24 protein-coding genes are annotated in these 25,080 nt (G+C 72.1%); 8 read left to right on the forward strand and 16 right to left on the reverse strand.

What is annotated here, in order from left to right; all coding sequences use genetic code 11:
- Positions 1-70 precede the first annotated feature (70 nt).
- The 7 genes from ACWGQ1_RS03965 to ACWGQ1_RS03995 all read right to left on the reverse strand — a co-directional run bounded on the left by ACWGQ1_RS03965 (position 71) and on the right by ACWGQ1_RS03995 (position 6,256).
- A complete protein-coding gene (locus tag ACWGQ1_RS03965; RefSeq protein WP_136029771.1) occupies positions 71-706 on the reverse strand; it encodes a response regulator in 636 nt (211 codons plus the stop codon).
- Positions 703-1,884, reverse strand: a complete 1,182-nt coding sequence (locus ACWGQ1_RS03970) for a sensor histidine kinase (RefSeq protein ID WP_136037167.1) — start codon at positions 1,882-1,884, stop codon at positions 703-705. The genes ACWGQ1_RS03965 and ACWGQ1_RS03970 overlap by 4 nt, the downstream gene beginning before the upstream one ends.
- Positions 1,885-1,942: 58 nt before the next feature.
- Positions 1,943-2,734, reverse strand: a complete 792-nt coding sequence (locus ACWGQ1_RS03975; RefSeq protein ID WP_452312404.1) for a methyltransferase domain-containing protein — start codon at positions 2,732-2,734, stop codon at positions 1,943-1,945.
- 37 nt (positions 2,735-2,771) lie between these two features.
- Positions 2,772-3,926, reverse strand: a complete 1,155-nt coding sequence (locus ACWGQ1_RS03980; RefSeq protein WP_452312405.1) for an AMP-binding protein — start codon at positions 3,924-3,926, stop codon at positions 2,772-2,774.
- Between the two features lie 23 nt (positions 3,927-3,949).
- On the reverse strand, positions 3,950-4,870 hold the full coding sequence (locus ACWGQ1_RS03985) for a 1,4-dihydroxy-2-naphthoyl-CoA synthase (protein WP_452312406.1): 921 nt from the start codon (positions 4,868-4,870) through the stop codon (positions 3,950-3,952).
- Positions 4,871-4,944: 74 nt separating this feature from the next.
- Positions 4,945-5,922 carry a permease prefix domain 1-containing protein gene (locus ACWGQ1_RS03990; protein WP_452312407.1) on the reverse strand — a complete coding sequence of 326 codons (978 nt, stop codon included), beginning with the start codon at positions 5,920-5,922 and terminating at the stop codon, positions 4,945-4,947.
- A gap of 1 nt (position 5,923) precedes the next feature.
- Complete coding sequence (locus tag ACWGQ1_RS03995; protein ID WP_136029762.1) at positions 5,924-6,256, reverse strand: PadR family transcriptional regulator; 333 nt, start codon at positions 6,254-6,256, stop codon at positions 5,924-5,926.
- Between the two features lie 119 nt (positions 6,257-6,375).
- Between ACWGQ1_RS03995 and ACWGQ1_RS04000 the strand changes: the two genes are divergently transcribed.
- Entirely contained in the window at positions 6,376-7,362 is a 987-nt protein-coding gene (locus ACWGQ1_RS04000) for an o-succinylbenzoate synthase (RefSeq protein ID WP_452312408.1), read from the forward strand.
- On the opposite strand, the gene ACWGQ1_RS04005 is transcribed toward ACWGQ1_RS04000, so the two are convergent.
- A complete protein-coding gene (locus tag ACWGQ1_RS04005) occupies positions 7,359-7,982 on the reverse strand; it encodes a TetR/AcrR family transcriptional regulator (protein WP_136029756.1) in 624 nt (207 codons plus the stop codon). The two genes, ACWGQ1_RS04000 and ACWGQ1_RS04005, sit on opposite strands and share 4 nt — an antisense overlap.
- A gap of 131 nt (positions 7,983-8,113) precedes the next feature.
- Between ACWGQ1_RS04005 and ACWGQ1_RS04010 the strand changes: the two genes are divergently transcribed.
- From ACWGQ1_RS04010 to ACWGQ1_RS04020, 3 genes are read left to right on the forward strand one after another with little or no spacing between them, the layout of a single operon-like run.
- Positions 8,114-10,948: an efflux RND transporter permease subunit gene (locus ACWGQ1_RS04010; protein ID WP_452312409.1), complete on the forward strand. Its 2,835-nt coding sequence runs from the start codon at positions 8,114-8,116 to the stop codon at positions 10,946-10,948.
- Complete coding sequence (locus tag ACWGQ1_RS04015) at positions 10,945-12,918, forward strand: YhgE/Pip family protein (protein ID WP_452312410.1); 1,974 nt, start codon at positions 10,945-10,947, stop codon at positions 12,916-12,918. Before ACWGQ1_RS04010 ends, ACWGQ1_RS04015 begins: the two co-directional genes overlap by 4 nt.
- An 18-nt stretch (positions 12,919-12,936) precedes the next feature.
- The gene (locus ACWGQ1_RS04020) at positions 12,937-13,527 is read left to right on the forward strand and encodes a 2'-5' RNA ligase family protein (protein ID WP_452312411.1); all 591 of its coding nucleotides are present in this window, start codon (positions 12,937-12,939) and stop codon (positions 13,525-13,527) included.
- 27 nt (positions 13,528-13,554) lie between these two features.
- Here the strand turns inward: ACWGQ1_RS04020 and ccsB are convergent, their stop codons facing one another.
- Genes ccsB through ACWGQ1_RS04045 form a run of 5 tightly spaced genes read right to left on the reverse strand, consistent with a single transcriptional unit; the run spans position 13,555 to position 18,230 of the window.
- Positions 13,555-14,535 carry a c-type cytochrome biogenesis protein CcsB gene (gene ccsB / locus ACWGQ1_RS04025; protein WP_136029750.1) on the reverse strand — a complete coding sequence of 327 codons (981 nt, stop codon included), beginning with the start codon at positions 14,533-14,535 and terminating at the stop codon, positions 13,555-13,557.
- 4 nt (positions 14,536-14,539) lie between these two features.
- Positions 14,540-16,306, reverse strand: a complete 1,767-nt coding sequence (gene resB / locus ACWGQ1_RS04030) for a cytochrome c biogenesis protein ResB (protein WP_136029748.1) — start codon at positions 16,304-16,306, stop codon at positions 14,540-14,542.
- A gap of 37 nt (positions 16,307-16,343) precedes the next feature.
- Positions 16,344-17,102 (reverse strand): cytochrome c biogenesis CcdA family protein, encoded by a 759-nt coding sequence (locus tag ACWGQ1_RS04035; RefSeq protein WP_136029746.1) that lies wholly within the window; start codon positions 17,100-17,102, stop codon positions 16,344-16,346.
- Between the two features lie 16 nt (positions 17,103-17,118).
- Positions 17,119-17,769, reverse strand: coding sequence for a TlpA family protein disulfide reductase (locus ACWGQ1_RS04040; RefSeq protein ID WP_136029744.1), 651 nt, complete (start codon positions 17,767-17,769; stop codon positions 17,119-17,121).
- Positions 17,770-17,825: 56 nt separating this feature from the next.
- Complete coding sequence (locus ACWGQ1_RS04045) at positions 17,826-18,230, reverse strand: MerR family transcriptional regulator (RefSeq protein ID WP_136029742.1); 405 nt, start codon at positions 18,228-18,230, stop codon at positions 17,826-17,828.
- Between the two features lie 52 nt (positions 18,231-18,282).
- Here ACWGQ1_RS04045 and ACWGQ1_RS04050 point away from each other — a divergent pair, with 52 nt between their 5' ends.
- A complete protein-coding gene (locus ACWGQ1_RS04050) occupies positions 18,283-19,188 on the forward strand; it encodes an NAD(P)/FAD-dependent oxidoreductase (protein ID WP_136029740.1) in 906 nt (301 codons plus the stop codon).
- A gap of 37 nt (positions 19,189-19,225) precedes the next feature.
- On the opposite strand, the gene ACWGQ1_RS04055 is transcribed toward ACWGQ1_RS04050, so the two are convergent.
- Positions 19,226-19,867, reverse strand: a complete 642-nt coding sequence (locus ACWGQ1_RS04055) for a histidine phosphatase family protein (RefSeq protein WP_136029737.1) — start codon at positions 19,865-19,867, stop codon at positions 19,226-19,228.
- Position 19,868: 1 nt separating this feature from the next.
- Positions 19,869-20,267 carry a DUF5684 domain-containing protein gene (locus tag ACWGQ1_RS04060; protein ID WP_206251731.1) on the reverse strand — a complete coding sequence of 133 codons (399 nt, stop codon included), beginning with the start codon at positions 20,265-20,267 and terminating at the stop codon, positions 19,869-19,871.
- Positions 20,268-20,384: 117 nt separating this feature from the next.
- Here ACWGQ1_RS04060 and aspS point away from each other — a divergent pair, with 117 nt between their 5' ends.
- A complete protein-coding gene (gene aspS / locus ACWGQ1_RS04065; RefSeq protein ID WP_452312412.1) occupies positions 20,385-22,166 on the forward strand; it encodes an aspartate--tRNA ligase in 1,782 nt (593 codons plus the stop codon).
- Positions 22,167-22,258: 92 nt separating this feature from the next.
- Here the strand turns inward: aspS and ACWGQ1_RS04070 are convergent, their stop codons facing one another.
- Entirely contained in the window at positions 22,259-23,041 is a 783-nt protein-coding gene (locus ACWGQ1_RS04070) for a sulfite exporter TauE/SafE family protein (protein ID WP_136036377.1), read from the reverse strand.
- Between the two features lie 107 nt (positions 23,042-23,148).
- On the opposite strand from ACWGQ1_RS04070, the gene ACWGQ1_RS04075 reads away from it, so the two are divergent.
- Positions 23,149-23,661, forward strand: a complete 513-nt coding sequence (locus ACWGQ1_RS04075) for a GNAT family N-acetyltransferase (RefSeq protein WP_136029732.1) — start codon at positions 23,149-23,151, stop codon at positions 23,659-23,661.
- A gap of 159 nt (positions 23,662-23,820) precedes the next feature.
- Positions 23,821-24,966: an ABC transporter substrate-binding protein gene (locus ACWGQ1_RS04080; protein ID WP_452312413.1), complete on the forward strand. Its 1,146-nt coding sequence runs from the start codon at positions 23,821-23,823 to the stop codon at positions 24,964-24,966.
- The last annotated feature ends 114 nt before the right edge of the window (positions 24,967-25,080 follow it).

The following is a 25,080-nucleotide window of genomic DNA, read 5'->3' on the forward strand; positions in this document are numbered from 1 at the left end:
GGCACCGCGTCGCCCATCGGGAGCATCCCGATACATCGGAAGGATGATCTCGCGGAGGACGCGGTCGCGCTCAGGCCAGACCGTGCTCGAAAGCGAACACCACCAGCTGCACGCGGTCGCGCAGCGCCAGCTTCGTGAGGATCCGGCTGATGTGCGTCTTCACGGTCGCCTCGCTCAGGAACTCCCGCGCCGCGATCTCCGCGTTCGACAGACCCCGCGCGGCGAGCGCGAAGATCTCCCGCTCGCGCTCGGTCAGCTCGCCGTACTGCGGCGGGACGGGGCGGGGCGCCTCGGCGAAGTGCGCGAACAGCTCGCGGGTCGCCGACGCCGCGATCACGCTGGACCCCGCGTGCACCGTGCGGATCGCCGCGAGCAGGAACTCCGGATCGGCGTCTTTGAGGAGGAAGCCGCTCGCGCCCTGCCGGATCGCGCGGGCCGCGGCCTCGTCGAGGTCGAACGTGGTGAGCATCACGATCCGCGGAGGCTCCGGACGGGCGAGGATCTCCGCGGTCGCGGTCAGGCCGTCCATCACCGGCATCCGGATGTCCATCAGCACCACGTCGGGACGCGTCGTGGCGACCACCGCGAGCGCCTCCCTGCCGTCGCCCGCCTCCCCCACGACCTCGAGGTCGGGCTGCGAGGCCACCAGCATGCGGATCCCGGCGCGGAACAGGGCCTGGTCGTCGACGAGCACGACTCTGATCACTGGGAGGCTCCGATCGGCAGGCTGCTCTGGACGACGAACTGCGCACCACGGCGCTCGGTGTGCAGACTACCGCCGACCAGCTGCGCGCGCTCCCGCATCCCGATCAGTCCGTGCCCACCCGGTGCGGACGGCGGGGCGTCGGCCGCCACCGTGTTGCGCACCTGGATGTCCACGCGGTCGGGGAGCCAGGCCAGGTGCACGTCGACCGCCCCGTCGCCGTGCCGGATCGCGTTCGTCAGGGCCTCCTGCAGGATGCGGTAGACCGCGAGCTGGATCGCCCCCGGCGGCTCCCCCGGCGGCATCGGGTCGACCGTGACGCGCGGCTCGATACCTGCCTGGCGCACCTGCGCGAACAGCGTCTCCAGATCGGCGAGGGTGGGCTGCGGACCGTCGCCCTGGCGGTGCCGCAGCTGGGTGAGCAGCATCCGCACGTCGCTCAACGCACCGCGGGCCGTCTGGGCGATCGTGCCGAGAGCCTCGGTCGCCATCTCGGGCTTCACGGCCGCGGCGTACCGGGCCCCGTCGGCCTGCGCGATCACGACCGCGAGCGAGTGCGCCACGATGTCGTGCATGTCGCGGGCGATGCGCACGCGCTCCTGCTCCTCCGCCGCGAGCGCCTCGGCCTGCAGCTGCGCCGCCCTGGTGCGCCGCGACCGCAGCACCACGCGCCACAGCAGACCGCACACCCACGCGAAGCCGAGGGCCATGATGGATGCCGCGAGCAGCAGCGTGCCGCCCGTCACGAGCTCCCACCCGGTGCCGGTGCCGAACGCGACCCCGCTGACGAACACCATGTAGAGCGCCGCGATCACGCCGCCGACGATCACCGAGCCGAGGCCCCACCACAGCACGCGGCGCGACCCCCAGGCCGACGTGGCGTACAGCACCAGCAGGATCGCGAGGTCGATCGGCAGCGGCCCGAAGCCGGCGAGCATCTGGACGATCGCGCCGGCCCAGGCGCCCACGAGCGCCAGCCCGGGAGACAGCCGGCCAATCGCCACCGCGCCGAACATCAGGAGCCCGGCGACGACCACCGCCGCCACCGCGGCGCCCGCGACCGGCTCTCCGGTGACCGGCGGCGCGTAGAACACCACCGACATCGGAGTGAAGATGACGAACAGCAGCACCGCCCCGACGATGTCGAGGATGAGCGCCGTGCGGGAGAGCGGCCGGATCACTCCCCCACGCTACGCGAGCACGCCGGGCGAGACATCCGTCTGCCGATGTATGCGCCGCTCACGCCCGCGCGAGGATCTCGCCGTGCGGCACGAGGAACCAGCCGTCGCCGTCGCCCGCCCACCGTCGCCACGCCTCGCTGACGTCGCGCAGGTCGGCCGGGGTCGCCAGGCCCTCGTCCACGAGCTGCCGGGCGAGGGCGGACTCCAGGATGCGGTCGGCCCACATGCCGCCCCACCAGTCGCGCTCCTCCGGGGTCGCGTAGCACCACGTGGACGCGGTCGTGGTGACCTCGCGGAAGCCCGACGCGCGGGCCCACGCCAGCAGCCGCCGCCCCGCGTCCGGCTCGCCCCCGTTCGCACGCGCGGCCCGGCGGTAGAGGTCGAGCCACCGGTCGAGCTCCGGCAGCACCGGGAACCACAGGAAGCCCGCGTAGTCGGCGTCGCGCGCGGCGACGAGGCCGCCCGGCACGGTCACACGCCGCATCTCCCGCAGCGCCTGCACCGGATCGGCCACGTGCTGCAGCACCTGATGCGCGTGCACCACGTCGAACGTGTCGTCGGCGAAGCTCAGCGCGTGCACGTCCTCCACCGAGAAGGAGAGGTTGTCGAGGCCGCGCTGCGCCGCCAGGTCGCGCGAGAGCGACAGCGCCGACTCGTCGATCTCGGTCGCGGTGACGTGTGCGACCGCCCCGGCGAAGTCGACCGTGATGCTGCCGGGACCCGCCCCGACGTCGAGCAGTCGCGTCTGCGCGGTGAGGTGCGGGCGGAGGTACGCGGCCGAGTTGGCGATGTCGCGCACGTTGTGCGAGCGGAGGACGGATTCGTGGTGTCCGTGCGTGTACGTGGCCATGCGCCCCAGTCTGGCAGGACCGCGGGCGGGCGACGCCTCAGTGCAGTTCCGCGACCGACCGGCGGATCGCCTCGCGGTCGGGCTTCCCCGACGACAGCACCGCGAGCTCGTCGACCAGGACGAGACGCGAGGGACGGGCGTGCGCGCCGATCTCGGCCGCCACCGCCTCGCGCGCCTGCCCCAGCTGTTCCGCCTCGCTGCGCCGCAGCACCTCGCCCCGCGGCGCGACGATCACCGACGCCTCACCCCAGCGCTCGTCCGGCACCGGCACCACCACCGCCTCGTGCAGCCCCGGCACGCGCCGCACGATGCCCTCCACCCTGTCCAGCGAGATGTTGATCCCGCCCGACACGATCACGTTGTCCGCCCGGCCGTGCACGCGCACGACCCCGTCCTCCACGAGGCCGAGGTCGCCCGTGCGGTACCACCGGATGCCGTGCTCATCGTGCAGGAAGGTGCGAGCCGTGAGCGAGCCGTCGCCCAGGTAGCCCTCCGCGAGCATGGGTCCGGCGATGCGGAGCTCGCCGTCGACCACCCGCACCGCGACCGTGTCGAGCGGCACGCCGTCGTACACGCAGCCGCCGCTGGTCTCGGTCGAGCCGTAGGTGCGCACGATCCGCACGCCAAGGTCGCCCGCGCGCTCCCTGAGCGGCTCCGGCAGCGCCTGCCCGCCCACGAGGATCGCCCGGTACGCCTGCAGTGCGGCGCGCACGGCGGTGTCCTCCGCCGCGTCGAGCAGCGTGGCGATCTGGGCGGGCACGAGCGAGGTGTACAGCTCGGGAACACCCGCCGCACCCGCCGGGCGCAGCATGGCCAGCGTCGCGTCGGCAAACGACACCGGGGAGAAGCGTCCCTCGATCTGCCGCGGCTCCGTCCCGGCGAGGAGCGAGCGCACCATGACCTGGAGTCCGGCGACGTAACCGGCCGGGAGCGCGAGCAGCCACCGCCCCTCGCCGATGCGCGCGGCCGTGGCCTCGGCGCTCGCCCGCAGCGCCTCCGCGCTCAGGGCCACGCGCTTGGGGATGCCGCTCGACCCCGAGGTCGCGATGACCGCCGCTATGCCGTCCGCCACGTGCTCCGGAGCGCCGCCCAGCATGCCGAAGCCGAGCGCCGGGCCGCCGTCGAGCGCCCGCTGGAGTGCGTCCCGCAGCTGTCCCGTGTCTTCCGCATCGGTCGGGATCAGGGCGGTCATGCGTGCCTCCGGGATGTGCTCGGTCAGTAGTGCCAGGGGAAGGAGGACCAGTCGGGCGCGCGCTTCTCCAGGAACGAGTCGCGACCCTCGACCGCCTCGTCGGTGCCATAGGCGAGACGGGTGGCCTCTCCCGCGAACACCTGCTGGCCCACCAGCCCGTCGTCGACCGCATTGAACGCGAACTTCAGCATGCGGATCGCCGTGGGCGACTTGGTGAGCACGGTGCGCGCCATCTTCAGCGCCTCGCGCTCCAGCTCGGCATGCGGCACCACACGGTTCACAGCGCCCGCCTCGTACGCCCGCTGCGCGGAGTACTCCTCGGCGAGGAAGAACACCTCGCGCGCGAACTTCTGCCCGGTCTGTCGCGCCATGTACGCGGAGCCGTAGCCGGCGTCGAAGCTCCCCACGTCGGCGTCGGTCTGCTTGAACCGCGCCTCTTCGGCCGACGCGATCGTGAGGTCGCACACGACGTGCAGCGAGTGTCCTCCGCCGGTCGCCCATCCGGGCACGACCGCGATGACCACCTTCGGCATGAAGCGGATCAGGCGCTGCACCTCCAGGATGTGCAGGCGCCCGACGGCCGCGCGCGACTGCCCGTCGACCAGGGCGGTCTCGGAGTCGGAGTACTTGTAGCCGTCGCGGCCGCGGATGCGCTGGTCACCGCCGGAGCAGAACGCCCAGCCGCCGTCCTTCGGGCTCGGGCCGTTGCCGGTGAGGAGCACCGCGCCGATGCGGGCGTCCTGCCGGGCGATGTCGAGGGCGCGGTACAGCTCGTCGACCGTGTGCGGCCGGAACGCGTTGCGCACCTCGGGCCGGTCGAACGCGATGCGGGCGACACCGCCGTCGCGCGACACGTGCGCGGTGATGTCGGTGTAGTCCTCGGCGCCGGGCGCGAGCACCCATTCGGACGGGTCGAACAGGTCGGAGACGAAGGCATCGGTCACGTCTCCCAGCCTATTCCCCGCCTCCGAGCGACACGGAGTGCACCCACCCGGTCCGGGTGGGTGCACTCCGCGGGTCAGCGCCGGCGAGCCTTGCGCCAGCCGTCGACGATGTCCCAGCCGACGCCCAGTGCGATGCCGAATCCGAGCAGCACGGCGAGGATGCGGAAGATCCCGCCCTCGTCGGCGGCCTCGGCGTCACCGGCGGCGAATCCGTCGCCGCCGGCCGCGACGATGTGCGCGAGGAAGTCCGGGTTCACCAGGTCGCCGGTGAGGAGCAGGGTCAGGGTCCAGGCGAGGAAGGCCACGGCGAGGACCGTGTTCACCACGGCGAGCGCGGTGCTCCACCCGCGGCGACGGTAGACGACGATCGCGAACACCGTCTCGGCGACGATGAGGAGAAACAGCACACCGATCCCCCACGGCCACAGACCGGGGTCGAGGATGGGCAGTGCCTCGCCGTCGACCACCACGAAGCCGCGGAACCGATCCCAGAGCAGGGCGCCCACCGCGAGCCCGAGGAACACGAGCGAGGCGATCAGCTCGTTGCGGCCGACGCCGTCGTCCGACGCCTCGGGCAGCTGGTCGACGTCCCATTTCATCCCGGCGTCGGTGCCCGACCGTTCCAGGATGACGAACACGAGCGTGGTCCAGAAGCAGACGTGCAGGATGGTGCCCCCGGTCGCCAGGACGGCGCTGGAGATCACCTCGCCGACAGGGGCTCCCGCGATCGTCTGTCCGAGCGCCACGCCGCCGAGCGCGCAGACCGGCACGATCATCAGCAGCAGCTTCAGCAGCCGCCACCAGGCAAGGTAGTACCGCGGGCCGATCAGGTGCAGCGGGCGGTCGGCGTATCCCGCGGCGAGGGCTCCGGGATCCCCCAGCGCCGTCAGCGCGGCGCGCTCGGCCTCCTGCGGGTCCTCCCCCAGGTCGATGCGGGCTTCGACGGCGTCGGCGATGGACGCCTCGAGCTCGGCACGCACGTCGCCCTGCGTCTCGGGCGGCAGACTGCGGATCGTCGCGCTGATGTAGCGCTCGGTGAGAGTGGCGGTCATGTCAGTTCTCCTCGGTGGTGAGGGAGGCGATCGCGGCGGTGAGCGCGCGCCATTCGTCGGTGAGGGTGTCGGCCAGGCGCATGCCGGCCTCCGAGGTGCGGTAGAACTTGCGCGGCCGTGCCTCGTCGGTGTTCCACTCGCTCGTCAGGTACTCCTGCTTCTCCAGCCGGCGGAGAAGGGGGTACAGCGTGTTCGCGTCGGTCGCGAAGCCGCGGCGCTCGAGCTCTTCCAGCAGCCCGTAGCCGTAGCCCGCCGTGCGCAGCAGCTGCAGGCAGGCCAGCACCACGGTGCCGCGGCGCAGTTCCTGCAGGTGCGTGTCGAGCGTCTCGTTCATGTCGATCACATTACTGTGCGTCACACACCATTGTCAATGGCACGTGTTCGTGCGGCGCACGCTCCGGGTCGTCGGCGCGTGGATCCGTCCCCGCGCGGCCCGTGGCGCAGAATGAGGGCATGATCCCTCCGCTCGCAGAACTGCTCGACACGGCCAGGGTCGTCGCCCTCCCGATGCACACCCGGTTCCGCGGCGTCGACACCCGCGAGGCGCTGCTGTTCGAGGGGCCGGAGGGGTGGGCCGAGTTCTCGCCGTTCGTGGAGTACGACGACGCCGAGGCCGCGACGTGGCTCGCCGCCGCGATCGACTACGCCTGGCGCGCGCAACCGGCCCCCGTGCGCGATCGCATCGGCGTGAACGCGACGGTGCCCGCGGTCGAGCCCGGCCGCGTGCCGGAGGTGCTCGCCCGCTTTCCCGGGTGCCGCACCGCGAAGGTCAAGGTCGCCGAGCCGGGACAGCTGCTGGCCGATGACGTCGCCCGGGTCCGTGCCGTCCGCGAGGCCATGGGACCGGAGGGGCGCGTCCGCATCGACGCCAACGGACTGTGGAACGTGGACGAGGCCGAGCACGCGGTGCACGCCCTGGCGGAGTACGACCTGGAGTACGTCGAGCAGCCGTGCACGACCGTGCCCGAGCTGGCCGAACTGCGCACCCGCGTGAAGTACATGGGCATCCCGGTGGCCGCCGACGAAAGCATCCGCAAGTCGGACGACCCCCTCGCCGTCGCCCGCGCCGGGGCCGCGGACATCGTCGTGATCAAGGCGCAGCCGCTGGGAGGCGTCACCCACGCGCTGCAGATCGTGACGGCAGCGGGACTCCCGGCGGTCGTGTCCAGCGCGCTCGACACCGCGGTCGGTCTGTCACAGGGCGCCGCACTGGCGGCCGCGCTGCCCTCACTCGGCTTCGACTGCGGCCTCGGCACGGGCTCGCTGTTCCTCGACGACGTGGCCGGCCTCCGCCCGGTCGACGGCGCGATCCCGGTCGGGCGCGTCACCCCGGACGCGGATGCACTCACGCGCCTGGCCGCGGCGGACGAGCGGCGCGAGTGGTGGCTGGCCCGCCTGGCCCGCTGCCACCACGAGCTCGCGACGCGGAACCCGGGCTAGGACTCGACGAGCAGTTCCACGAGGCGACCGAGCTCCTCGCCGCCGGAGTGGCGCAGCTCGGCGTCGTCGCGGCCGGCCATCGCTCCGCGCACGGTCATGCCCTCCCAGATGATCATGAGCATGCGCGCGGCGTCGGTCGCGGGCAGGCGCAGCCGCAGCGACCCGGCCTCGACGATGTCCTCCACGATCCGGGCGATGCTGCCGACCATCTCGCGCTCCTGCGCCAGATAGGCCTCACCGAACGCGGGATCGCGCAGCGCGCGGATGCGGATCTCGCTCATGAGCATCACGCCGAGCCGGTCGTCGCTGCCGAGCTCCATGATCTGCTGCACGAGGTCGGTCGGGTCGCACCCGTCGCCGAGCTCGCCCTCCGCGCGCATCTGCTCGACGCGCGTGCGCACGGCGGCCACGCGGGCATCGGCCACCCGCGCGGCGAGCATCAGGAACAGCTCGTCCTTGGAGTCGAAGTTGGAGTAGAACGCGCCGCGCGTGAAGCCCGCGCGCTCGCAGACCGCCTCGACCGACGCCCCCTCCAGGCCCACCTCGGCGAACACCTGCGCCGCCGCGTCGAGCAGGCGCGCCCTCGTGTTCTCACGGCTGCGCGTGGCCGTTGCCGCCATGCGTTCCCTCCCGGTGCGGTTCGCCTCGTGTTCACACCCGGCACACAGAATCGCGATGCCGGATCACCTTACGATACATCTATGTATTGGATACACCTGTGTATCCAGCTCACCCCCACCGAGGAGAACCCGTGTCCACACTCCTGTCGTCCCTCGGACGCTGGTCGTTCCGGCACCCCTGGCGCGTGCTGGTCTCCTGGCTCCTCGCCCTCGGCATCGCCGGCGCGGGTGCCGTCGTGCTCGGTGCGGGCACGGACAACACGTTCTCCATCCCCGGCACGGAGTCGCAGGCGGGCCTCGAGCAGCTGTCCCGCTCCTTCCCGCAGGTGAGCGGCACCAACGCGCAGTTCATCGTGGTCGCCGCCGACGGCGACAGCATCGACGACGACGCGTACCGCGAGCCCATCGACGACGCCGTGTCCGCCCTCGGCGATCTCGACCAGGTGCTGGCGGCGACCTCGCCGTACGACGAGATGGTCGACGGCATGATCAACGACGACGACACCGCGGCGATCGTGCGCGTGCAGTTCGACGGCGAGTCCACCGACGTGTCCGACGAGACGAAGGACGCCCTGCGCGCCGTGGTCGCTGACCTCGGCGCCGAGCTGCCCGATGGCGCCCAGACGTCGCTCGGCGGCGACCTGTTCGCGATCTCCATCCCGGGCGTCACGCTCACCGAGGCCGTGGGGCTGCTGATCGCCCTGCTCGTGCTCATCGTCACGTTCCGCTCGTTCGTGGTCGCCGGGCTGCCGCTGCTCACCGCGATCCTCGGCGTCGGCATCTCCATGGCGGGCATCTTCACCGCGACCGCGTTCGCCACCGTCTCGTCCACCACGCCGCTGCTCGCGCTCATGCTCGGGCTCGCCGTCGGCATCGACTACGCGCTCTTCATCGTCGCGCGGCATCAGGATCAGGTGCGCGACGGCGTCGACCCCGAGGAGTCCACCGCGCGCGCCGTCGGCACCGCCGGTTCCGCCGTCGTGTTCGCCGGCGTCACCGTGCTCATCGCGCTGATCGGCCTCGGCTTCGCCGGGATCCCCTTCCTCACCACGATGGGCATCGCCGCCTCGGTCGCGGTCGCGGTGGCCGTCGCGATCGCCGTGACCCTCACGCCCGCGCTGCTCGGCTTCCTCGGCCACCGCGTCGCCGGGCGCCCGAAGAAGCCCCGGGCGAAGACGTCGCGGAAGACGAAGAAGGTCAGGGCGGCCACGGCCCGCGCGGCGTCGGAGGCCGCCGACGGCGCGGAGGCGCCCCCGGCCGAACCCCGCCCGCGGGGCAGCCGCCGCTGGGTCGCCGGCGTCACCCGACGCCCGATCCTCGTGTCCCTCGCGATCGTGCTCGGTCTCGGCGTCGTCGCCGTCCCGGCACTCAGTCTCGACCTCGCGCTGCCGAACGCGGGCGTGCTGCCGAAGGACTCCGAAGCGCGGCAGACCTACGACCTCGTGGGCGAACAGTTCGGTCCCGGGTTCAACGGCCCGCTCATCCTCACCGGCACCATTGTCACCTCCACCGATCCGCTCGGTCTGATGGAGGACCTGGGCGACGCGGTCGCCGAGGTCCCGGGGGTCAAGGAGGTCGCGCTCGCCACCCCCAACGAGACCGCCGACACCGGCATCGTGCAGATCATCCCGGAGACGGCGCCCGACGACCCCGCCACCGCCGACCTCGTGCGCGAGCTGCGCAGCCACCACGACGAATGGCTCGACGAGTTCGGCATCGACCTGAAGGTCACCGGCTTCACGGCGGTCGGCATCGACATCTCCGACCAGCTCGGAGCCGCCCTGCTGCCGTTCGGCATCTTCGTGATCGGCCTGTCGCTCATCCTCCTCACGATCGTGTTCCGCTCGCTCTGGGTGCCGATCACCGCGGCCGCCGGTTACCTGCTGTCGATCGTGGCCGCGTTCGGCGTGGTGGGTGCCGTGTTCGAGTGGGGCTGGTTCGCCGACGCCCTGCACGTCGCGAAGGTCGGCCCCATCATCAGCTTCATGCCGATCATCCTGATGGGCGTGCTGTTCGGCCTCGCGATGGACTACCAGGTGTTCCTCGTCTCGCGCATGAGAGAGGACTTCGTGCACGACCCCGACGCGAAGAGCCCGGACCGGGCGACCCGTCGCGCGGCCGCGCTGCGCGCCGTGCGGAGCGGCTTCTCCGGCTCCGCGAAGGTCGTCACGGCCGCCGGACTCATCATGTTCGCGGTGTTCGTGGCGTTCGTGCCCGAGGGCGACTCGTCGCTCAAGCCCATCGCGCTCGGGCTCGCGGCCGGCATCGCGATCGACGCGTTCCTGGTGCGGATGACCCTGATCCCCGCGCTCATGGCGATCCTCGGCGAGCGCGCGTGGGAGATCCCGGCCTGGCTCGAGCGCATCCTGCCGAGCGTGGACATCGAGGGCGAGGCGGTGGAACGCGAACGACACCTCGCCGCGTGGCCCGGCGACGGCTCCGTCGTGGCAGCCGACGACCTGACGGTGGGCGGCGACATCGCCGCGCTCGACGGCCTGTCGCTGCGCCTCGCACCGGGGAGCGCGGTGGTGACCACCGGGCTCGACGCCGCCACGCTGCGGGTGCTCGCCCTCACGATCGCCGGACGGGTGCCGCCGGGCGAGGGTCGCCTGCGTGTGGCGGGGCACCTGCTCCCCGGTCGCGCCGCGTGGGTGCGTGCCCACGTCGGCTGCGTGCTCGTGGACGACCAGGACGCGTCGGCCCCCGACCTCGCCGAGGCGCTGCGCGGACGCACCGAGCTCGTGGTGCTCGACGGCATCGACCGACTCGACGGCGCCGCCCGGGATCAGCTCGCGGCCCGACTGCGCGACACCGCGGCCCGCCGCCCCCTCGCCGTGTTCGCCACCGCGGTCGACGCGACCGCGGCGCGCTCCCTCCTCGCGGACGCCGGATGGTCGTCCGCCGACACCCTGGACCTCCGCGACCCGCACCGGGCCGCCGCCGACACCACCGAGGTGACCGCATGACCCTCCCCCTCGAGCGCGCGCGCTCCCGCAAGCCCATCACCTGGCTGACGATCCTCGGCGTGCTGCTGCTGCCCGCCGCGATCGGCGGCATCCTCATGGCCGCGCTGTACAACCCCACGGAGCGGCTGGAGTCGATGACCGCCGCGATCGTGAACCTCGACGAGCCGGTCGAGATCGACGGGCAGGTCACCCCGCTCGGACGACAGCTCGCCTCCGGGCTGGTCGAGGGCTCCGACGACCTCGACTCGAACCTCACGTGGGTCATCTCGAACGAGGAGGATGCGGCCGACGGGCTCGCGGACGGCTCGTACCAGGCCGTCATCACGATCCCCGAGGACTTCTCGGCCGCCGCGACCTCGGGCGGGCAGGCCGTCGCGGACGGCGGCGGCGACGCGGAGCAGGCGACCATCCGCGTCACCACCCCCGACGACGGTCTCGTCGCCGACGACCTCATCACGAACCAGATCGCGAACGTGGCCGCGTCGACCCTCGGCACCATGCTGTCGAAAGCCACCACCGAGAACATCCTCGTGGGCTTCACCACGATCGGCGACCAGATCGGCGACGCTGCCGACGGTGCACTCCAGCTCGCGACCGGCGCCCGCGACGCCGCCACCGGGGCGGCGGAGATCCCCGACGGCGCGACACAGCTCGCCTCCGGCGCTGCACAGCTCGGCACCGGCGCCTCCTCGCTCGCGTCGGGGCTCGACACGATCGCGGGCAAGACGCGCGAGGCCGCGGCCGGCGCGGGGCAGATCGGCAGCGGACTCACCGCGGGTGCCGCGCAGCTCCAGGCCAGTGTCGCCCCGACGCAGCAGCTCGTCGGCGGGATCCAGTCCGCCGCCGGGTCGGCGCAGACGGCCGGCACCGACGCAGCGGCGCTCGCCCAGAGCCTCGGCGCCCTCGCGGCGAGCGCGTGCACGCCGCCCGTGACCGACCAGGCGCAGTGCGACCAGCTCACCGCGCTCGCGACCCAGGCCGGGTCGGTGGCGCGGTCGGCGGGCACCGCGGCGGGCATCCTCACCAGCCCGGAGGTGTCGGGCGGCGTGGCGGCGCTCCCCGGCACCCTCGGCACCCTCGCATCGAGCATGGGGCAGGCCGGGACCGGGGCGACCCAGCTCGCGGACGGCCTGACCCAGCTCGCCAGCGAGGGCATCGGCCCCTCGGCGGCCGGGGCACGGGCTCTGGCGACCGGCGCGACCCAGCTCACGGACGGCGCGAACCAGCTCGCGGAGGGTTCCACCGAGCTCGTCGCCGGCCTCGACACGCTCGCCACCGGCACGGGCGATCTCGCGGGCGGCCTGCGCACCGCGGCCGACTCGCTCCCCTCGTTCAGCGACGACGAGTCCACCTCGCTCGCGTCGGTGATCGCCGACCCGGTCGCGGCGGACGCCCCGGAGAACGCGATCTTCGGCCCGACCGCGATCCCGCTGCTCACCGCGGTCGTGCTGTGGTTCGGCGGCCTGGCGTCGTTCCTGGTGCTGCGCGCCCACACCGCCCGCACCCTCACCTCCCGCCGCTCCTCCGCGGCTCTGGCCCTGCGCGGGTTCTGGCCCGCCGCGGCCATCGGCGCCGCGCAGGGTCTGCTGGTGTCGCTCATCGTGCAGACCGTGGCGAGCTACGACGCCGCCCAGTGGTGGGCCTTCGCCGGCACGGCCGTGCTCGCCGGGGTCGCGTTCGCCGCCGTGAACCAGGCGCTCGTGGCCGTGTTCGGCGGGATCGGGCGCTGGATCGCCGCGCTCGTGGGCGTGCTCGCGGTCGCGACCGGCCTCATCTCGACCGTGCCCGACTGGCTCGCCGCGATCGGTGCCGCCCTGCCGACGGCTCCCGCGTTCACGGGCCTGATCTCCGCAAGCGGCCCGGCGGTGGCCGCGCTCATCGTGTGGGGCGTGCTGTCGCTCGTCGCCACGACCGTGGTGGTCGCGGTCCGCCGCACCACCACGGCGACCGCGGTCCTCGCCCCCGCCTGACTCCCCTAGGCTCCTGCCATGCGTCGACCGTTCATGGACACCCCCGAACAGCTCGCCGGCCTGGAAGGGCAGCAGTACGTCGTGCTGCGCCCCACCGCCGCGGTCGCCGAGACCTATCGGAATGTCCAGGACGCGTCACTCGCTCGCCTCGGCGCCCCGATCCGGCGCCCGCACACCGGTCACGTCACTCTGCGTGGATTCGCCGAGCCCGATCGGCGCGACGAGCTCGCGGCGCTGATCCGCACCTGGGCGTCGCAGCAGACCCCGATCGAGGTCAGAGCCGAGGCCACGGACGAGTTCTCCGCTCCATGGCAGATCCTGATCGTGCGTCTCGCCCGCACCGCGTCACTCGTCTCGGCGTACTCGACCCTGACGACCGCGCTGGACGAGACGGACTTCCGCCGGCTGGGCGAGCTGCCGCTGGAGGACTGGACCTTCCACCTTTCGGTGATCTACGGCAAGACTCTCGACCCGGCCGAGTGGAGACGATTCGCCGAGGCCGAGTCCCGCGTCTTCGAGCCCGCTGTCACCGAGACCATCACCGAGGCCGAACTGGTCTGGTACGACCGCGGCACCGAGCACGCCGAGGTCCTGCCGCTCGGCGGCTGAGACCTGGCGTTGCCCGGGGGCAGCGGATCAGCTCAGGCCGGAGTAGGCGTGCAGGCCCTTGAAGAACACGTTGACGATCGTGAAGTTGAAGATCACCGCGGTGAAGCCGACGATCGACAGCCACGCCGAGGGGTTGCCGCGCCACCCGCGCGTCGCCCGCGCGTGGATGTAGCCCGCGTAGAGCACCCAGATCACGAACGTCCAGGTCTCCTTCACGTCGAAGCCCCAGAAGCGGCTCCACGCGTAGTACGCCCAGATCGACCCGGCGATGAGGGTGAACGTCCACAGGATGAAGCCGATGATCGAGAACATGTACGCCAGGCTCTCCAGGCGCTCCGCGGTCGGGAACGTGCGCAGGAAGCCCGGTCCCGTCTTGGCGGCGCCCTCGCCGAGCAGACGCTCGCGGCGGGACTGCATCAGCTGGATCACCGACAGCGCGAACGCCAGCGCGAAGAACGCGGTCGCCAGCGACGCCACGAACACGTGGATGATGAGCCACACGCTCTTGAGCGGGTCCATCAGCGGCGAGACCTCGACGTAGAAGTTCGTCGCCCCCAGCCCGAGGAGCACCACCACGAGCCCCGTGATGAACGTGCCGAGGAAGCGCAGATCGAGGCGCGTGAGCACCACGAGGTACACCGCGATGATGAGCAGCGTGCCGACCATCGCGAACTCGTACAGGTTGGCCCACGGCACCCGGCCGGCGGCGATGCTGCGGGTCACGGTGGCCGCGAGGTGGAACACGAACCCGAGCACCGTGAGCGACGTGCCGATGCGCGCCATCACGAAGCGCTGCGGGGCAGCGGTCGCGGCCGGGGCCCCGGTCGCGGGGGATGCCGCGCCACGGACGCCGCCCGCCGCCACCAGTTCGCCCTCCCGCACGGAGACGGCGTCGGCGGAGGCCTGGGAGCGGCGCGCGAGATCGAAGGCGTACGCCACGAAGGCGGCCGCATAGATCGCGATCGCGGTCCACAGCAGGACAGGCGAGATCACGGTGAGCTCGAGCATGGTGTCAGTCTACTTTCGTGGTGTCGGCGGCCGGGGGTGCGGTTTCCGCGGACGCGGTCTCGGCCTCCGCGTCGTCGGGGGTGCGGGCGACGGTGCCGCCCGCGGCGTCGAGCAGTCGGGCGTGACCGTCGCGGATGTCGTCCACGGCCCGCGCGAGCGTCGGGTCCTCGCCGCGGGCGAGCGCCGCGTACTCCAGCTCCACCGCGCCGTCGGCGGCCGTGGCCTTGACCCACACGCGCCGTCGCGGCACGAACAGCGCGAGCATGAGCCCGGCCAGCGCGAGGATGGCGAAGCCCAGCACGAACACGCCGGATTCGTCGCGGTGGATCTGCAGGGAGGCGAAGCGCTTCACCGACTGGGAGGCATCGGTCGCGCCCTCCGGCGACTCGTCCTCGAAGGTGACCGAGCCGAGCCCGTTCGGCAGCTCCGCGGTCTCGCCCGGCGCGAGCTCGATCGACTCGACGTCGGTCGAGCGCCCCGTGAGCTTGGTCATGTCGGACGTGTCGAGCACGTACACCGAGCGCGGCACCCCGTCGTTGATGCCGAGGTCGCCCGTGTACACGTCGAGCGTGAGGGTGGGGTTGGTCAGGTCGGGGTAGCCGGAGAAGAACGCACCGGAGTCGAGCACACCCGTCGTCGGGTAGAAGAAGCCGACGAGGCCCACCTGCTCGGCGAGGCCGTCCGGCACCTTGAGCACCCCGAGCGAGGTCATGTTCGTGTCCTGCGGGAGGAACGGGGTGCTGCCCGTGAACACGACCGTGCCCTCGGGGTCGCGCACGGTGACGGTCGGCGCATAGCCGTTGCCGAGCAGGAACACGTCGTCGTCGGCGACGCCCAGCGGCTCGTTCACCTTGACGGAGCCCTCGCGCTCCTCACCGTTCTCGAGGATGGTCATGTTGGCCGAGAAGTTCCCCGCCTGACCCGAGCCGGGCTCGCCGAACGGCTGGTACGTCACGTCGAACGAGTCGAGGCGCATCGAGTAGGGCGCGAACGCGTCGTCGGTCACGAAGCGGCCGCGGTTCATGGAGTCGTAGTCGAGCAGGGTGTTCGCGAACGTCTCCCCCTCCACCAGCACCCGCTGCCCGGTGTACGCGAAACCGCCGCCGACGCCGATCGTCACGAGCACGCCGACCAGAGCCAGGTGGAACAGCAGGTTCCCGGTCTCGCGCCAGTACCCGCGCTCGGCCGACACCGAGAACGTGCGGCCGCGGTCGTAGCGCTCCACGCGGTAGCCGAGCGCCTTGAGCTGCGTCGTCGCGACATCGATCGCGGCGGCCGCCTCCGCCTCCGCGTCACCGGTGCCCGTGCCGGAGCCGGCGACCGGGTCGCGCGTGACCGACCGGTGGTCCTCCAGGCGCTGGAGCCGGGCGGGAGTCCGCGGCGGACGCGCACGCAGCGCCTTCGCGTGGTGCTTGATGCGCGGGATCACGCAGCCCACGAGCGACGTGAACAGCAGCAGGTAGATGGCGGAGAACCACGGCGACAGGTAGACGTCGAACAGCTTCAGGCCGTCGAGGATCGGGAACAGGTCGGGGTTGTCGCGTTCCCACTGCGTGACGCCGTTCGGGTCGGCCATGCGCTGGGGGAAGATCGAGCCGGGGATGGCGGCGATCGCGAGCACGAGCAGCAGGATCAGCGCGGTGCGCATCGACGTCAGCTGACGCCAGCCCCACCGCAGCCAGCCGACGACCCCGAGCCGCGGCTGGGTGATCGAGTCGTCGCCGTCGACGTGGTCGGACGGACGGAGCGGATCGCTGGAGTCGCTGTTCACGGCACCCTTGTTCTTCGTGGTGGTGTGCTCTGCGCGGTCAGAGCGGGAGGATGACACTGCCGATCACCGCCGTCAGCCGGGACATGATGTCGGTCCACAGCCCGGTGACCATCAGCACACCGAGCAGGATGAGCATGACGCCGCCCACGATGTTCACGATGCGCACGTGGCGGCGCAGGAAGCCGATCGCCCTGGTCGCCCAGCCGAAGCCGAGGGCGACCAGCAGGAACGGGATGCCGAGGCCGAGGGAGTACGCCAGGCCGAGGAAGCCGGCGCGCACCGGGTCGCCGGCGTTGAACGACAGCGCCAGGATCGCGGCGAGCGTCGGCCCCATGCACGGCGCCCAGCCGATGCCGAGCGCGACACCCAGCAGCGGGGCCCCGATGATCCCGGCCTTGGAGTCGACGTGGAAGCGGAACTCGCGCTGCGCGAAGCCGAACAGGCCGAGGAACACCAGCCCCATCGCGATGATCACGACGCCGAGGATGCGCGTGATGAGGTCGCCCCAGCGCAGCAGGAACGCGCCCGCCGTGCCGCCGAGCACCGTGAAGAGGATGAACACGACCGTGAAGCCGAGGATGAACAGCAGCACGCCCAGCACGAGGCGACTGCGGGTCGCGGTCTGCGTCGTGCCGTCGGCCGAGCCTCGCGGGGCCACTGCTCCGCCCAGGAATCCGAGGTAGCCGGGGACGAGCGGGAGCACGCACGGCGACACGAACGACACGAGCCCGGCGAGCATCGCCACGGGCAGCGCGAGCCAGAGGGCGCCGGAGCCGATGATGACGTCGGGGTTCACGGCGCCTCCGCGCGGGTCACGAGTCCTCCGCGAGGGCGTCCTTGACGAGCGTGGAGAGCACGGAGGTCCCGTCGATCGGCCCGATGATCTTCGCGGCCACGCGGCCCTGCTTGTCGAGCACGAGGGTGGTCGGGGTGGCCGAGATCGGCACGGCCTCCGCGAACGCGAGCTTGGCCTCCGCGGTGTCGACGTCGATCAGGCTCGGGTACGTGACGCCGTACTCCTCCGCGAACGCGGTGGCCGTGTCGGCCTGGTCGCGCGTGTTGACGCCGATGAAGGACACGCCCTGGTCCTCGTACTCCTTCCAGACGCTCTCCAGATCGGCCGCTTCGAGGCGGCACGGGGCGCACCCGGCGTACCAGAAGTTGACGACGGTGACGTCGCCGGCGACGTCGGCGCTGTCGAAGTCGTCACCGGTCTCGGTGACCCCGCCGAACTCGACGGGTTCGCCACGTTCGGCGACCGGGATCTCGACGATCGCGCCGTCCGCGGCGACGTAGCCGGTGTTCTCCCCGCTCAGGAAGGATTCGCTGACGGCGTCGGGGGCGCACGCGGTCAGGCCGACGGCGAGCACCGCGGCGAACGCGGCTCCGACCGCTCGGCGGGCATGCCGGGGGTGGGAGGTGCGGCCGCGGCGAATCGGAGGGATTCTGGGGGCGAGGGGCACGGCTCCGAGTTTACGCAGAGCATCCTATGCATCGGCCGGGTACCCCCCGGGGGGAATCAGAGGCGCGCGAGCACGTCGGCGACGCTCGCGCGGAAGCGCGGGCACGTCGCGATGTCGTGCGCACGGCAGCCCATCGCGTGCTCGGTCATCTCCCGCGAGCGCCGCATCTCCTCCATGCGCCGGTCGAGGTCGTCGAGGTGCTGCTGCAGCACCTGGTGCCGGCCCGCGCTGCCGTCGTCGAGCAGCACGGCGATCTGCTCGAGGCTCATGCCGGCAGCCTTGCTGCGCTGGATCACGGCGATCCGCACGACCTCGTCCTCGCCGTAGCGTCGCCGACCTGCCGCATCACGCGGCGGGCGGAGCAACCCGACCGACTCCCAGTGCCGCAGCACGTGGGTGGGCAGGTCGAAGCGGGCGGCGACCTCGCCGACGGACCAGGGGTGGCTGTCGCTTGACTTCATGTTGACATGAAGTCACACACTGGCGAGGAAGGCAAGAAGAGAGGACGACACCATGCACGACGCGATCGTGATCGGGGCGGGACCGGCCGGGCTCCAGGCGGCCCTGACCCTCGGACGCATGCACCGCTCGGCGCTGCTGCTCGATTCGGGCGAGTACCGCAACGGGACGGTGCAGCACATGCACAACATGATCGGCGAGGACGGCACACCCCCGGCGGAGCTGCGCGCCCGCGCCCGGCGGGAGCTCACCGCCTACGACACGGTGACCGTGCGCGACACCGCGGCGCAGCGCATCGAGGGTTCCGCCACGGAGGGCTTCCGCGTGACGCTCGCCGACGGCTCGGTCGAACGCGGACGACGCGTGGTGCTCGCGACCGGCGTGGCCGACGACCTCCCCGCGGTGCCGGGACTCGCGCCGCTGTGGGGGCTGAAGGCGTTCACCTGCCCGTTCTGCGACGGCCACGAGCACGCCGGTCGTCCGATCGCGATCCTCGGCCCCGCCCCGCGCGCGGAGCACCTGATCGGACTGCTCGGGCCCGTCGTCGGCGACATCACCGTGGTGCCGGTGGACGCGCCGCTCGGCGACGACGACCGCGCTCGGCTCGAGGGCCTCGGGGTGCGGGTCGCCGGGCCCGCGGCCGAGGTCTCGGAGCACGGCGCGGGGGTGCGCGTGCGCACGGCCGACGGCGACCTCGACGTGGCCGGGGTCTTCGTCGCCGCGGCCTCGGCGCGCCAGCGCGCCCCCTTCGCGGCCGACCTGGGACTGCGGATGCTCGACTCCGGCTCGATCGAGATCGACGAGCTCGGGCACACCTCGGTCGGCGGCGTCTTCGCGGCGGGCGACCTCGCCCATCGCGCGACCCTCCCCGGGCCGATGGCCGCGGTGCTGCTCGCCGCCGCGGCCGGTCAGCTCGCGGCGATCGGCGTCATCCGGTCACTGCTGGAGGACGCCCGCTGAGACCGAGGCCACGGGCGCGTGCGGTGACGGCGGCGGGTCAGACCGCGCCGACGTCGACCGCGTCGCCCGTGGCGGCGGGCTCCGCGTAGGCGACCTCGCGCCACACGTCACCCACGCGCTCGAACGAGGTGACGCTCGACAGGGCGCAGCGCCGCGTGCGGGGGTCGTGCTGCAGCGGAAGCCCCGCCACGCGCAGGTGCGTGATCCAGATGGGCGCCTGGTGCGACACCATCACGATGTCGCCCTCGGTCGTGCTCTCCAGCGCGGCCGTCCACGCCTCGTCCATGATCCCGAGCATGCGCTCCGCGATCGACGCGTACGGCTCGCCCCAGCTGGGGACCGACGGCTGCCGCAGATGCCACCAGTTGAGCGGGTTCATCAGCGACCGGCGCATGCGGGTGCCCTCGAAGACGTTCGTCGGCTCGATCAGACGGATGTCGATCTCCGGCACCAGGTCGAACCGCTCGGCGAACGGCTCCGCCGACTCCTGCGCGCGCTCCAGCGGTGAGGCGTACAGCGCCGCCACGGGGTCGCCGAGCTGCGCCACGTGCGCGGCCGCCGACGCCGCCATCCCGCGGCCCGCGCGGCTCAGGTGATAGTCGGGCAGCCGGCCGTACAGCACACGGGCGGGGTTGTGCACCTCACCGTGCCGCACGAGGTGCAGTCGCGATACCCCCACGTCAGATCTCGCGGTAGCGGGAGTCGCCGAAGCCGAGGATGAAGTATCCGATGAACGAGAACACGAAGAGGAGGAAGAAGGAGAAGACGCCGCCCTTGCCGAAGCGGGCGCCGACCTTCACGGCCACGACGATCGCGAGCACCACGTTGGCGATCGGCACCAGGTAGAGCAGGACCCACCAGCCCGACATCCCGGCGATGCGCAACAGGAAGATCGCGTTGACGATCGGGATGAGGGCGAGGATGCCCGGATATCCGGCCTTGGTGAACACCTTCCACCAGGCGACGGCGAGGAGGATGTAGAAGATCAACGCCACCACGCCGGTGGTCCCGGAGAGGATCTGGCCGAGGAAGTCGGGGACGACCGGGACGTCGGCCGCGGGGACGAGAGCGAGGTTCATGGGGGCACCTTCCGTTCACAGACACCCTACTGAGGGACGGGCCGTCCCGTGAGAAGGGGTCGCGCACCCCCGTAGACTGGGCGGGTTCTCCATTTCCCAGATCAGAAGGAATACTCCGTGCTGCGCACCCACACCGCAGGCTCCCTGCGCGCCGAGAACATCGGTCAGACCGTCACCCTCACCGGGTGGGTCGATCGTCGTCGTGACCACGGAGGCGTCGCGTTCATCGATCTGCGGGATGCCTCGGGCATCGCCCAGGTGGTCATCCGCGACGAGGAGGTCGCCCACCCGCTGCGCAACGAGTTCGTGCTCAAGGTCACGGGCGAGGTCTCGCGCCGCCCCGAGGGCAACGCCAACCCGAACCTCCCGTCGGGCGAGATCGAGGTCATCGCGGCCGAGGTCGAGGTGCTGAACCCCTCGGCTCCGCTCCCCTTCCAGGTCTCCACGGCGCTGGCCGACACCGAGACCGTGGGCGAGGAGGCGCGTCTCAAGTACCGCTACCTCGACCTGCGCCGTCCGGCCGCGGCCTCCGCGCTGCGTCTGCGCTCCGACGTGTACAAGGCCGTCCGCGACGTGCTGCACGCCGACGGCTTCACCGAGGTCGAGACCCCCACCCTCACCCGCTCCACCCCCGAGGGCGCCCGCGACTTCGTGGTGCCGGCGCGGCTGCACCCGGGCAGCTGGTACGCGCTGCCCCAGTCGCCGCAGCTGTTCAAGCAGCTGCTCATGGTCGGCGGCGTGGAGAAGTACTACCAGATCGCCCGCTGCTACCGCGACGAGGACTTCCGCGCCGACCGGCAGCCCGAGTTCACGCAGCTCGACATCGAGATGAGCTTCGTCGAGCAGGAAGACGTGATCGCCCTCATGGAGTCGCTCATCGTGGCGATGTGGAAGACGATCGGCGTGGAGGTGCAGACCCCGCTGCCGCGCATCACCTACGCCGAGGCGATGGCGAAGTACGGCTCCGACAAGCCCGACCTGCGCTTCGGGCTCGAGCTCGTCGAGGCGACCGAGTACTTCGCGGACACCCCGTTCCGGGTGTTCCAGGCCGAGTACGTCGGCGCGGTGCGTATGCCCGGCGGCGCCTCGCAGCCGCGCAAGGTGCTCGACGCCTGGCAGGACTGGGCCAAGCAGCGCGGCGCCCGCGGTCTCGCCTACGTGCTGTTCAACGAGGACGGCACCCTGGGCGGCCCCGCCGCGAAGAACCTGTCCGAGGCGGAGCAGGCGGGTCTCGCGGAGTTCGTGGGCGCCGAGCCGGGCGACTGCGTGTTCTTCGCCGCCGGATCCGCCAAGGAGAGCCGGGCGCTGCTCGGCGCCGCGCGCGTGGAGATCGGCCGCCGCCTGGGTTACCTGAACCCGGACGAGTTCGCGTTCACCTGGGTCGTCGACGCCCCGATGTTCGAGCCCGCCGCCGACGCGGTGGCCTCGGGCGACGTCGCGGTGGGCGCGGGCGCCTGGACGGCCGTGCACCACGCGTTCACCGGCCCGAAGCCCGAGTTCGAGGACACGTTCGACACCGACCCCGGCTCGGCCCTCGCCTACGCGTACGACATCGTGTGCAACGGCTCCGAGCTCGGCGGCGGCTCGATCCGCATCCACCGCGAAGACGTGCAGAAGCGGGTCTTCGAGGTCATGGGCATCAGCGACGAGGTCGCGCAGGAGCAGTTCGGCTTCCTGCTCGACGCGTTCTCGTTCGGCGCTCCCCCGCACGGCGGCATCGCGCTGGGCATGGACCGCGTGCTGCAGCACCTGTCGAAGACCGACTCGATCCGCGACGTCATCGCCTTCCCGAAGTCGGGCAACGGGTACGACCCGCTGACCTCCGCGCCCGCCCCGATCACCCCGGAGCAGCGCGCCGAGGCCGGCGTGGACTATGAGCCCGACGACGACGCGGCCTGAGCCGCTCGCGCACGATCAGGCACTCGCGCCGGGTCGGGCGGTTCCCCACGGAACCTGCCCGACCCGGCGTCGTCGTGTGAGCCGCGGACGGTTCAGCGGAGCGAGGCGAGAGCCGGGACGATGTTCTCGTTCCACACGTCCACGCCCAGCTTCGCGATGAGCGCGACGACCACCACGAGGAACACCACGCGGATGAACGTGGTGCCGCGCGAGATCGCCATGCGCGACCCCAGGTAGCTGCCCGCGACGTTCGCGACCGCGAGGATGCCGCCCAGCAGCCACAGCACCGACCCGTGCGGGATGAACAGCAGCAGCGCGCCCAGGTTCGTGGCGAGGTTCACGATCTTCGCCTTCGCGCTGGCCTGCAGGAAGTCATAGCCGAGCAGCGCCACGAGGGTGATCACCAGGAACGTGCCGGTGCCCGGCCCGATCATGCCGTCGTAGAAGCCGATGCCGAGGCCGGCGAGGCCCGCCATGAGGTGGTGCTTGTGGCCGTGGAAGCGCAGCTGCGTCGCGGCGCCGAGCTGCGGGCGGAGCGCCGTGAACAGGGCGACCGCGAGGAGTGCGACCACGATGATCGGCTTGAACGCGGCGGGCGGGAGCACCGTGGCGACCGCGGCTCCCCCGAACGAGCCGAGCAGCGCGATCACCGCCATGGGCAGAGCCGTGCGGATGTCGGGTTTCGCGCGACGGTAGTACGTGACACTGCTCGTCGCCGTGCCGAACACCGACGCGAGCTTGTTGGTGGCCAGGGCCTGCACCGGCGCGATACCGGGGATCAGCAGCAGCGCGGGCAGTTGCAGCAGACCCCCGCCGCCCACGACCGCGTCGATCCAGCCGGCGCAGAACGCCGCGACGATCACGAGGATCAGCATCCCCCAGGTGAGCTGCTCGAGCCCGAGCACCGTGCCGATATCCACCCGGCCATGATTCCAGAGAGTGCACCCTCCTCCCGCATCCGCGCCCCTGAGAGACTGGTGCCATGCTCGACGCCCTCCCCCTGCCCTTCCCCTTCCCGTCGCGCGTCGGCGAGGCCGTCCTGCGGCGGGCCACCCTGGACGACACCGATGCGGTGATCGCGCTGCTCGCCGACGACCCCATCAGCGCCGCCCGCGGTGATGTGGCCTCCGACGAGGATCGCCCCGCCTATGAGCGCGGCCTGAGGGAGATCCTCTCCGAGCCCTCGAACGACCTGCTGGTGGTCGAGCTCGGCGGGGCCGTCGTCGGCACGCTGCAGCTCACGTCGATCCCCGGCATGGCACGCCGCGGAGCCCGTCGCCTGCTGGTCGAAGCCGTGCGCGTGCGCAGCGACCTGCGTTCGGCGGGTCTCGGCGGGGCCGTGATGCGCTGGGTCGGGGAACAGGCCGCGCCCGCGCTCGGCGCCGCGATGGTGCAGCTGACCTCCGATGCCGCCCGCACCGACGCGCACCGCTTCTACGAGCGTCTCGGCTACGTCGGCTCGCACCGCGGCTTCAAGCTCACCGTCCCGCACTGACCGGCGGCCGCGCCGGCCCGCCTGTCGGTCCCGCGCCCGCGCGCCACCCATCGGACACCGTCCGTTCACCGCGGCCGCCACGAGCGGCAACCTCCGGCTCGTAGTGTCCTCTCGCAACCCGACCCCGGCGAACCCGCGCCGGGCACCGAGAGGATACTCATGGCACGCTTCACCCGCCGCGCGCGCATCGGCGCCGGCATCGCCCTCGCCACCACGGCCGCGCTCGCACTGAGCGCCTGCTCCGGCGCCGCCGACGCATCGGGCTCCGGCTCCGGAGAGTCCGCCGTCGACGCGTCGGCGGCCACGTCGGTGGCCGACTTCGGCACGTTCGCCGATCTGGAGGCCGCCGCCACGGCCGAGGGACAGCTCAACGTCATCGCGCTCCCGCGCGACTGGGCGAACTACGGCGAGATCCTCGATCTCTTCGCCGAGAAGTACCCCGAGATCACGATCAACGAGGCCTCGCCCGACGTGTCCAGCGCGGAGGAGATCCAGGCCGCCGAGACGAACAAGGGCCTCGACACGGCGCCCGACGTGTTCGACCTCGGCCTCACCGTGGCCCTGCAGAACACCGACGCCTTCGCGCCGTACACGGTGCAGACGTGGGACGACATCCCCGACGAGCTCAAGGAGCCCAGCGGGCTGTTCGTGGGCGACTACGGCGGGTACATGTCGATCGGCTACGACTCGTCGAAGTACGACGCACCGTCCGAGCTCGACGACCTGCTCTCCGCCGACTACAAGGGCGCGGTCGCGATCAACGGCGACCCCACGCAGGCCGGTGCCGCGTTCGCCGCGGTGGGCCTCGCGACCGTGCAGTCGGACGGCACGCTCGACGACTTCCAGCCCGGCATCGACTTCTTCTCCGAGCTGCAGAAGGCCGGCAACCTGCTCAAGGTCGACGTGACCACCGCCACCATCGCCAGCGGTGAGACCCCGGTGGTGTTCGACTGGGACTACCTGAACGCCGCCCACACGGCCGACAACCCCGACTGGAAGGTCGTCGTGCTCGACGGCACCGGTTACGCCGGCTACTACAACCAGGCCATCAACGCCGACGCCCCGCACCCGGCCGCCGCGCGACTGTGGCAGGAGTTCCTCTACAGCGACGAGGTGCAGAACCTGTGGCTGAAGGGCGGCGCCCGTCCGGTCCGCATGGAGGCCATGACGGAGGCGGGCACGATCGACGCCGACCTCGCCGCCGCGCTGCCCGAGGCACCGGCGGAGACCGTCGTGCCGACCGAGGAGCAGTCGACGAACGCCGGCACGCTGCTCGGCGAGAAGTGGGCCGCGGCGGTCCAGTGACCACCGTCGTCGCACCGGGGGCGGACGTCGCGGTGTCCGCCCCCACCCCCACCAACGGGACCGCGCGTGGAGCGGGGGCCCAGCGGTCCGCGCCGTTGTCCTTGTGGCTTGGGT

It is taken from the genome of Microbacterium sp. NPDC055599, from assembly GCF_053618975.1.

Bases quoted from the DNA above. Each gene is read 5' to 3' on its own strand.
- ACWGQ1_RS03975 (WP_452312404.1), bottom strand. From the start codon at position 2,734: ATGGCCACGTACACGCACGGACACCACGAATCCGTCCTCCGCTCGCAC.
- ACWGQ1_RS03980 (WP_452312405.1), bottom strand. From the start codon at position 3,926: ATGACCGCCCTGATCCCGACCGATGCGGAAGACACGGGACAGCTGCGG.
- ACWGQ1_RS03990 (WP_452312407.1), bottom strand. From the start codon at position 5,922: ATGACCGCCACTCTCACCGAGCGCTACATCAGCGCGACGATCCGCAGT.
- ACWGQ1_RS03995 (WP_136029762.1), bottom strand. From the start codon at position 6,256: ATGAACGAGACGCTCGACACGCACCTGCAGGAACTGCGCCGCGGCACC.
- ACWGQ1_RS04000 (WP_452312408.1), top strand. From the start codon at position 6,376: ATGATCCCTCCGCTCGCAGAACTGCTCGACACGGCCAGGGTCGTCGCC.
- ACWGQ1_RS04005 (WP_136029756.1), bottom strand. From the start codon at position 7,982: ATGGCGGCAACGGCCACGCGCAGCCGTGAGAACACGAGGGCGCGCCTG.
- ACWGQ1_RS04015 (WP_452312410.1), top strand. From the start codon at position 10,945: ATGACCCTCCCCCTCGAGCGCGCGCGCTCCCGCAAGCCCATCACCTGG.
- ACWGQ1_RS04020 (WP_452312411.1), top strand. From the start codon at position 12,937: ATGCGTCGACCGTTCATGGACACCCCCGAACAGCTCGCCGGCCTGGAA.
- ccsB (WP_136029750.1), bottom strand. From the start codon at position 14,535: ATGCTCGAGCTCACCGTGATCTCGCCTGTCCTGCTGTGGACCGCGATC.
- ACWGQ1_RS04045 (WP_136029742.1), bottom strand. From the start codon at position 18,230: ATGAAGTCAAGCGACAGCCACCCCTGGTCCGTCGGCGAGGTCGCCGCC.
- ACWGQ1_RS04050 (WP_136029740.1), top strand. From the start codon at position 18,283: ATGCACGACGCGATCGTGATCGGGGCGGGACCGGCCGGGCTCCAGGCG.
- ACWGQ1_RS04060 (WP_206251731.1), bottom strand. From the start codon at position 20,267: ATGAACCTCGCTCTCGTCCCCGCGGCCGACGTCCCGGTCGTCCCCGAC.
- ACWGQ1_RS04070 (WP_136036377.1), bottom strand. From the start codon at position 23,041: ATGCTGATCCTCGTGATCGTCGCGGCGTTCTGCGCCGGCTGGATCGAC.
- ACWGQ1_RS04075 (WP_136029732.1), top strand. From the start codon at position 23,149: ATGCTCGACGCCCTCCCCCTGCCCTTCCCCTTCCCGTCGCGCGTCGGC.
- ACWGQ1_RS04080 (WP_452312413.1), top strand. From the start codon at position 23,821: ATGGCACGCTTCACCCGCCGCGCGCGCATCGGCGCCGGCATCGCCCTC.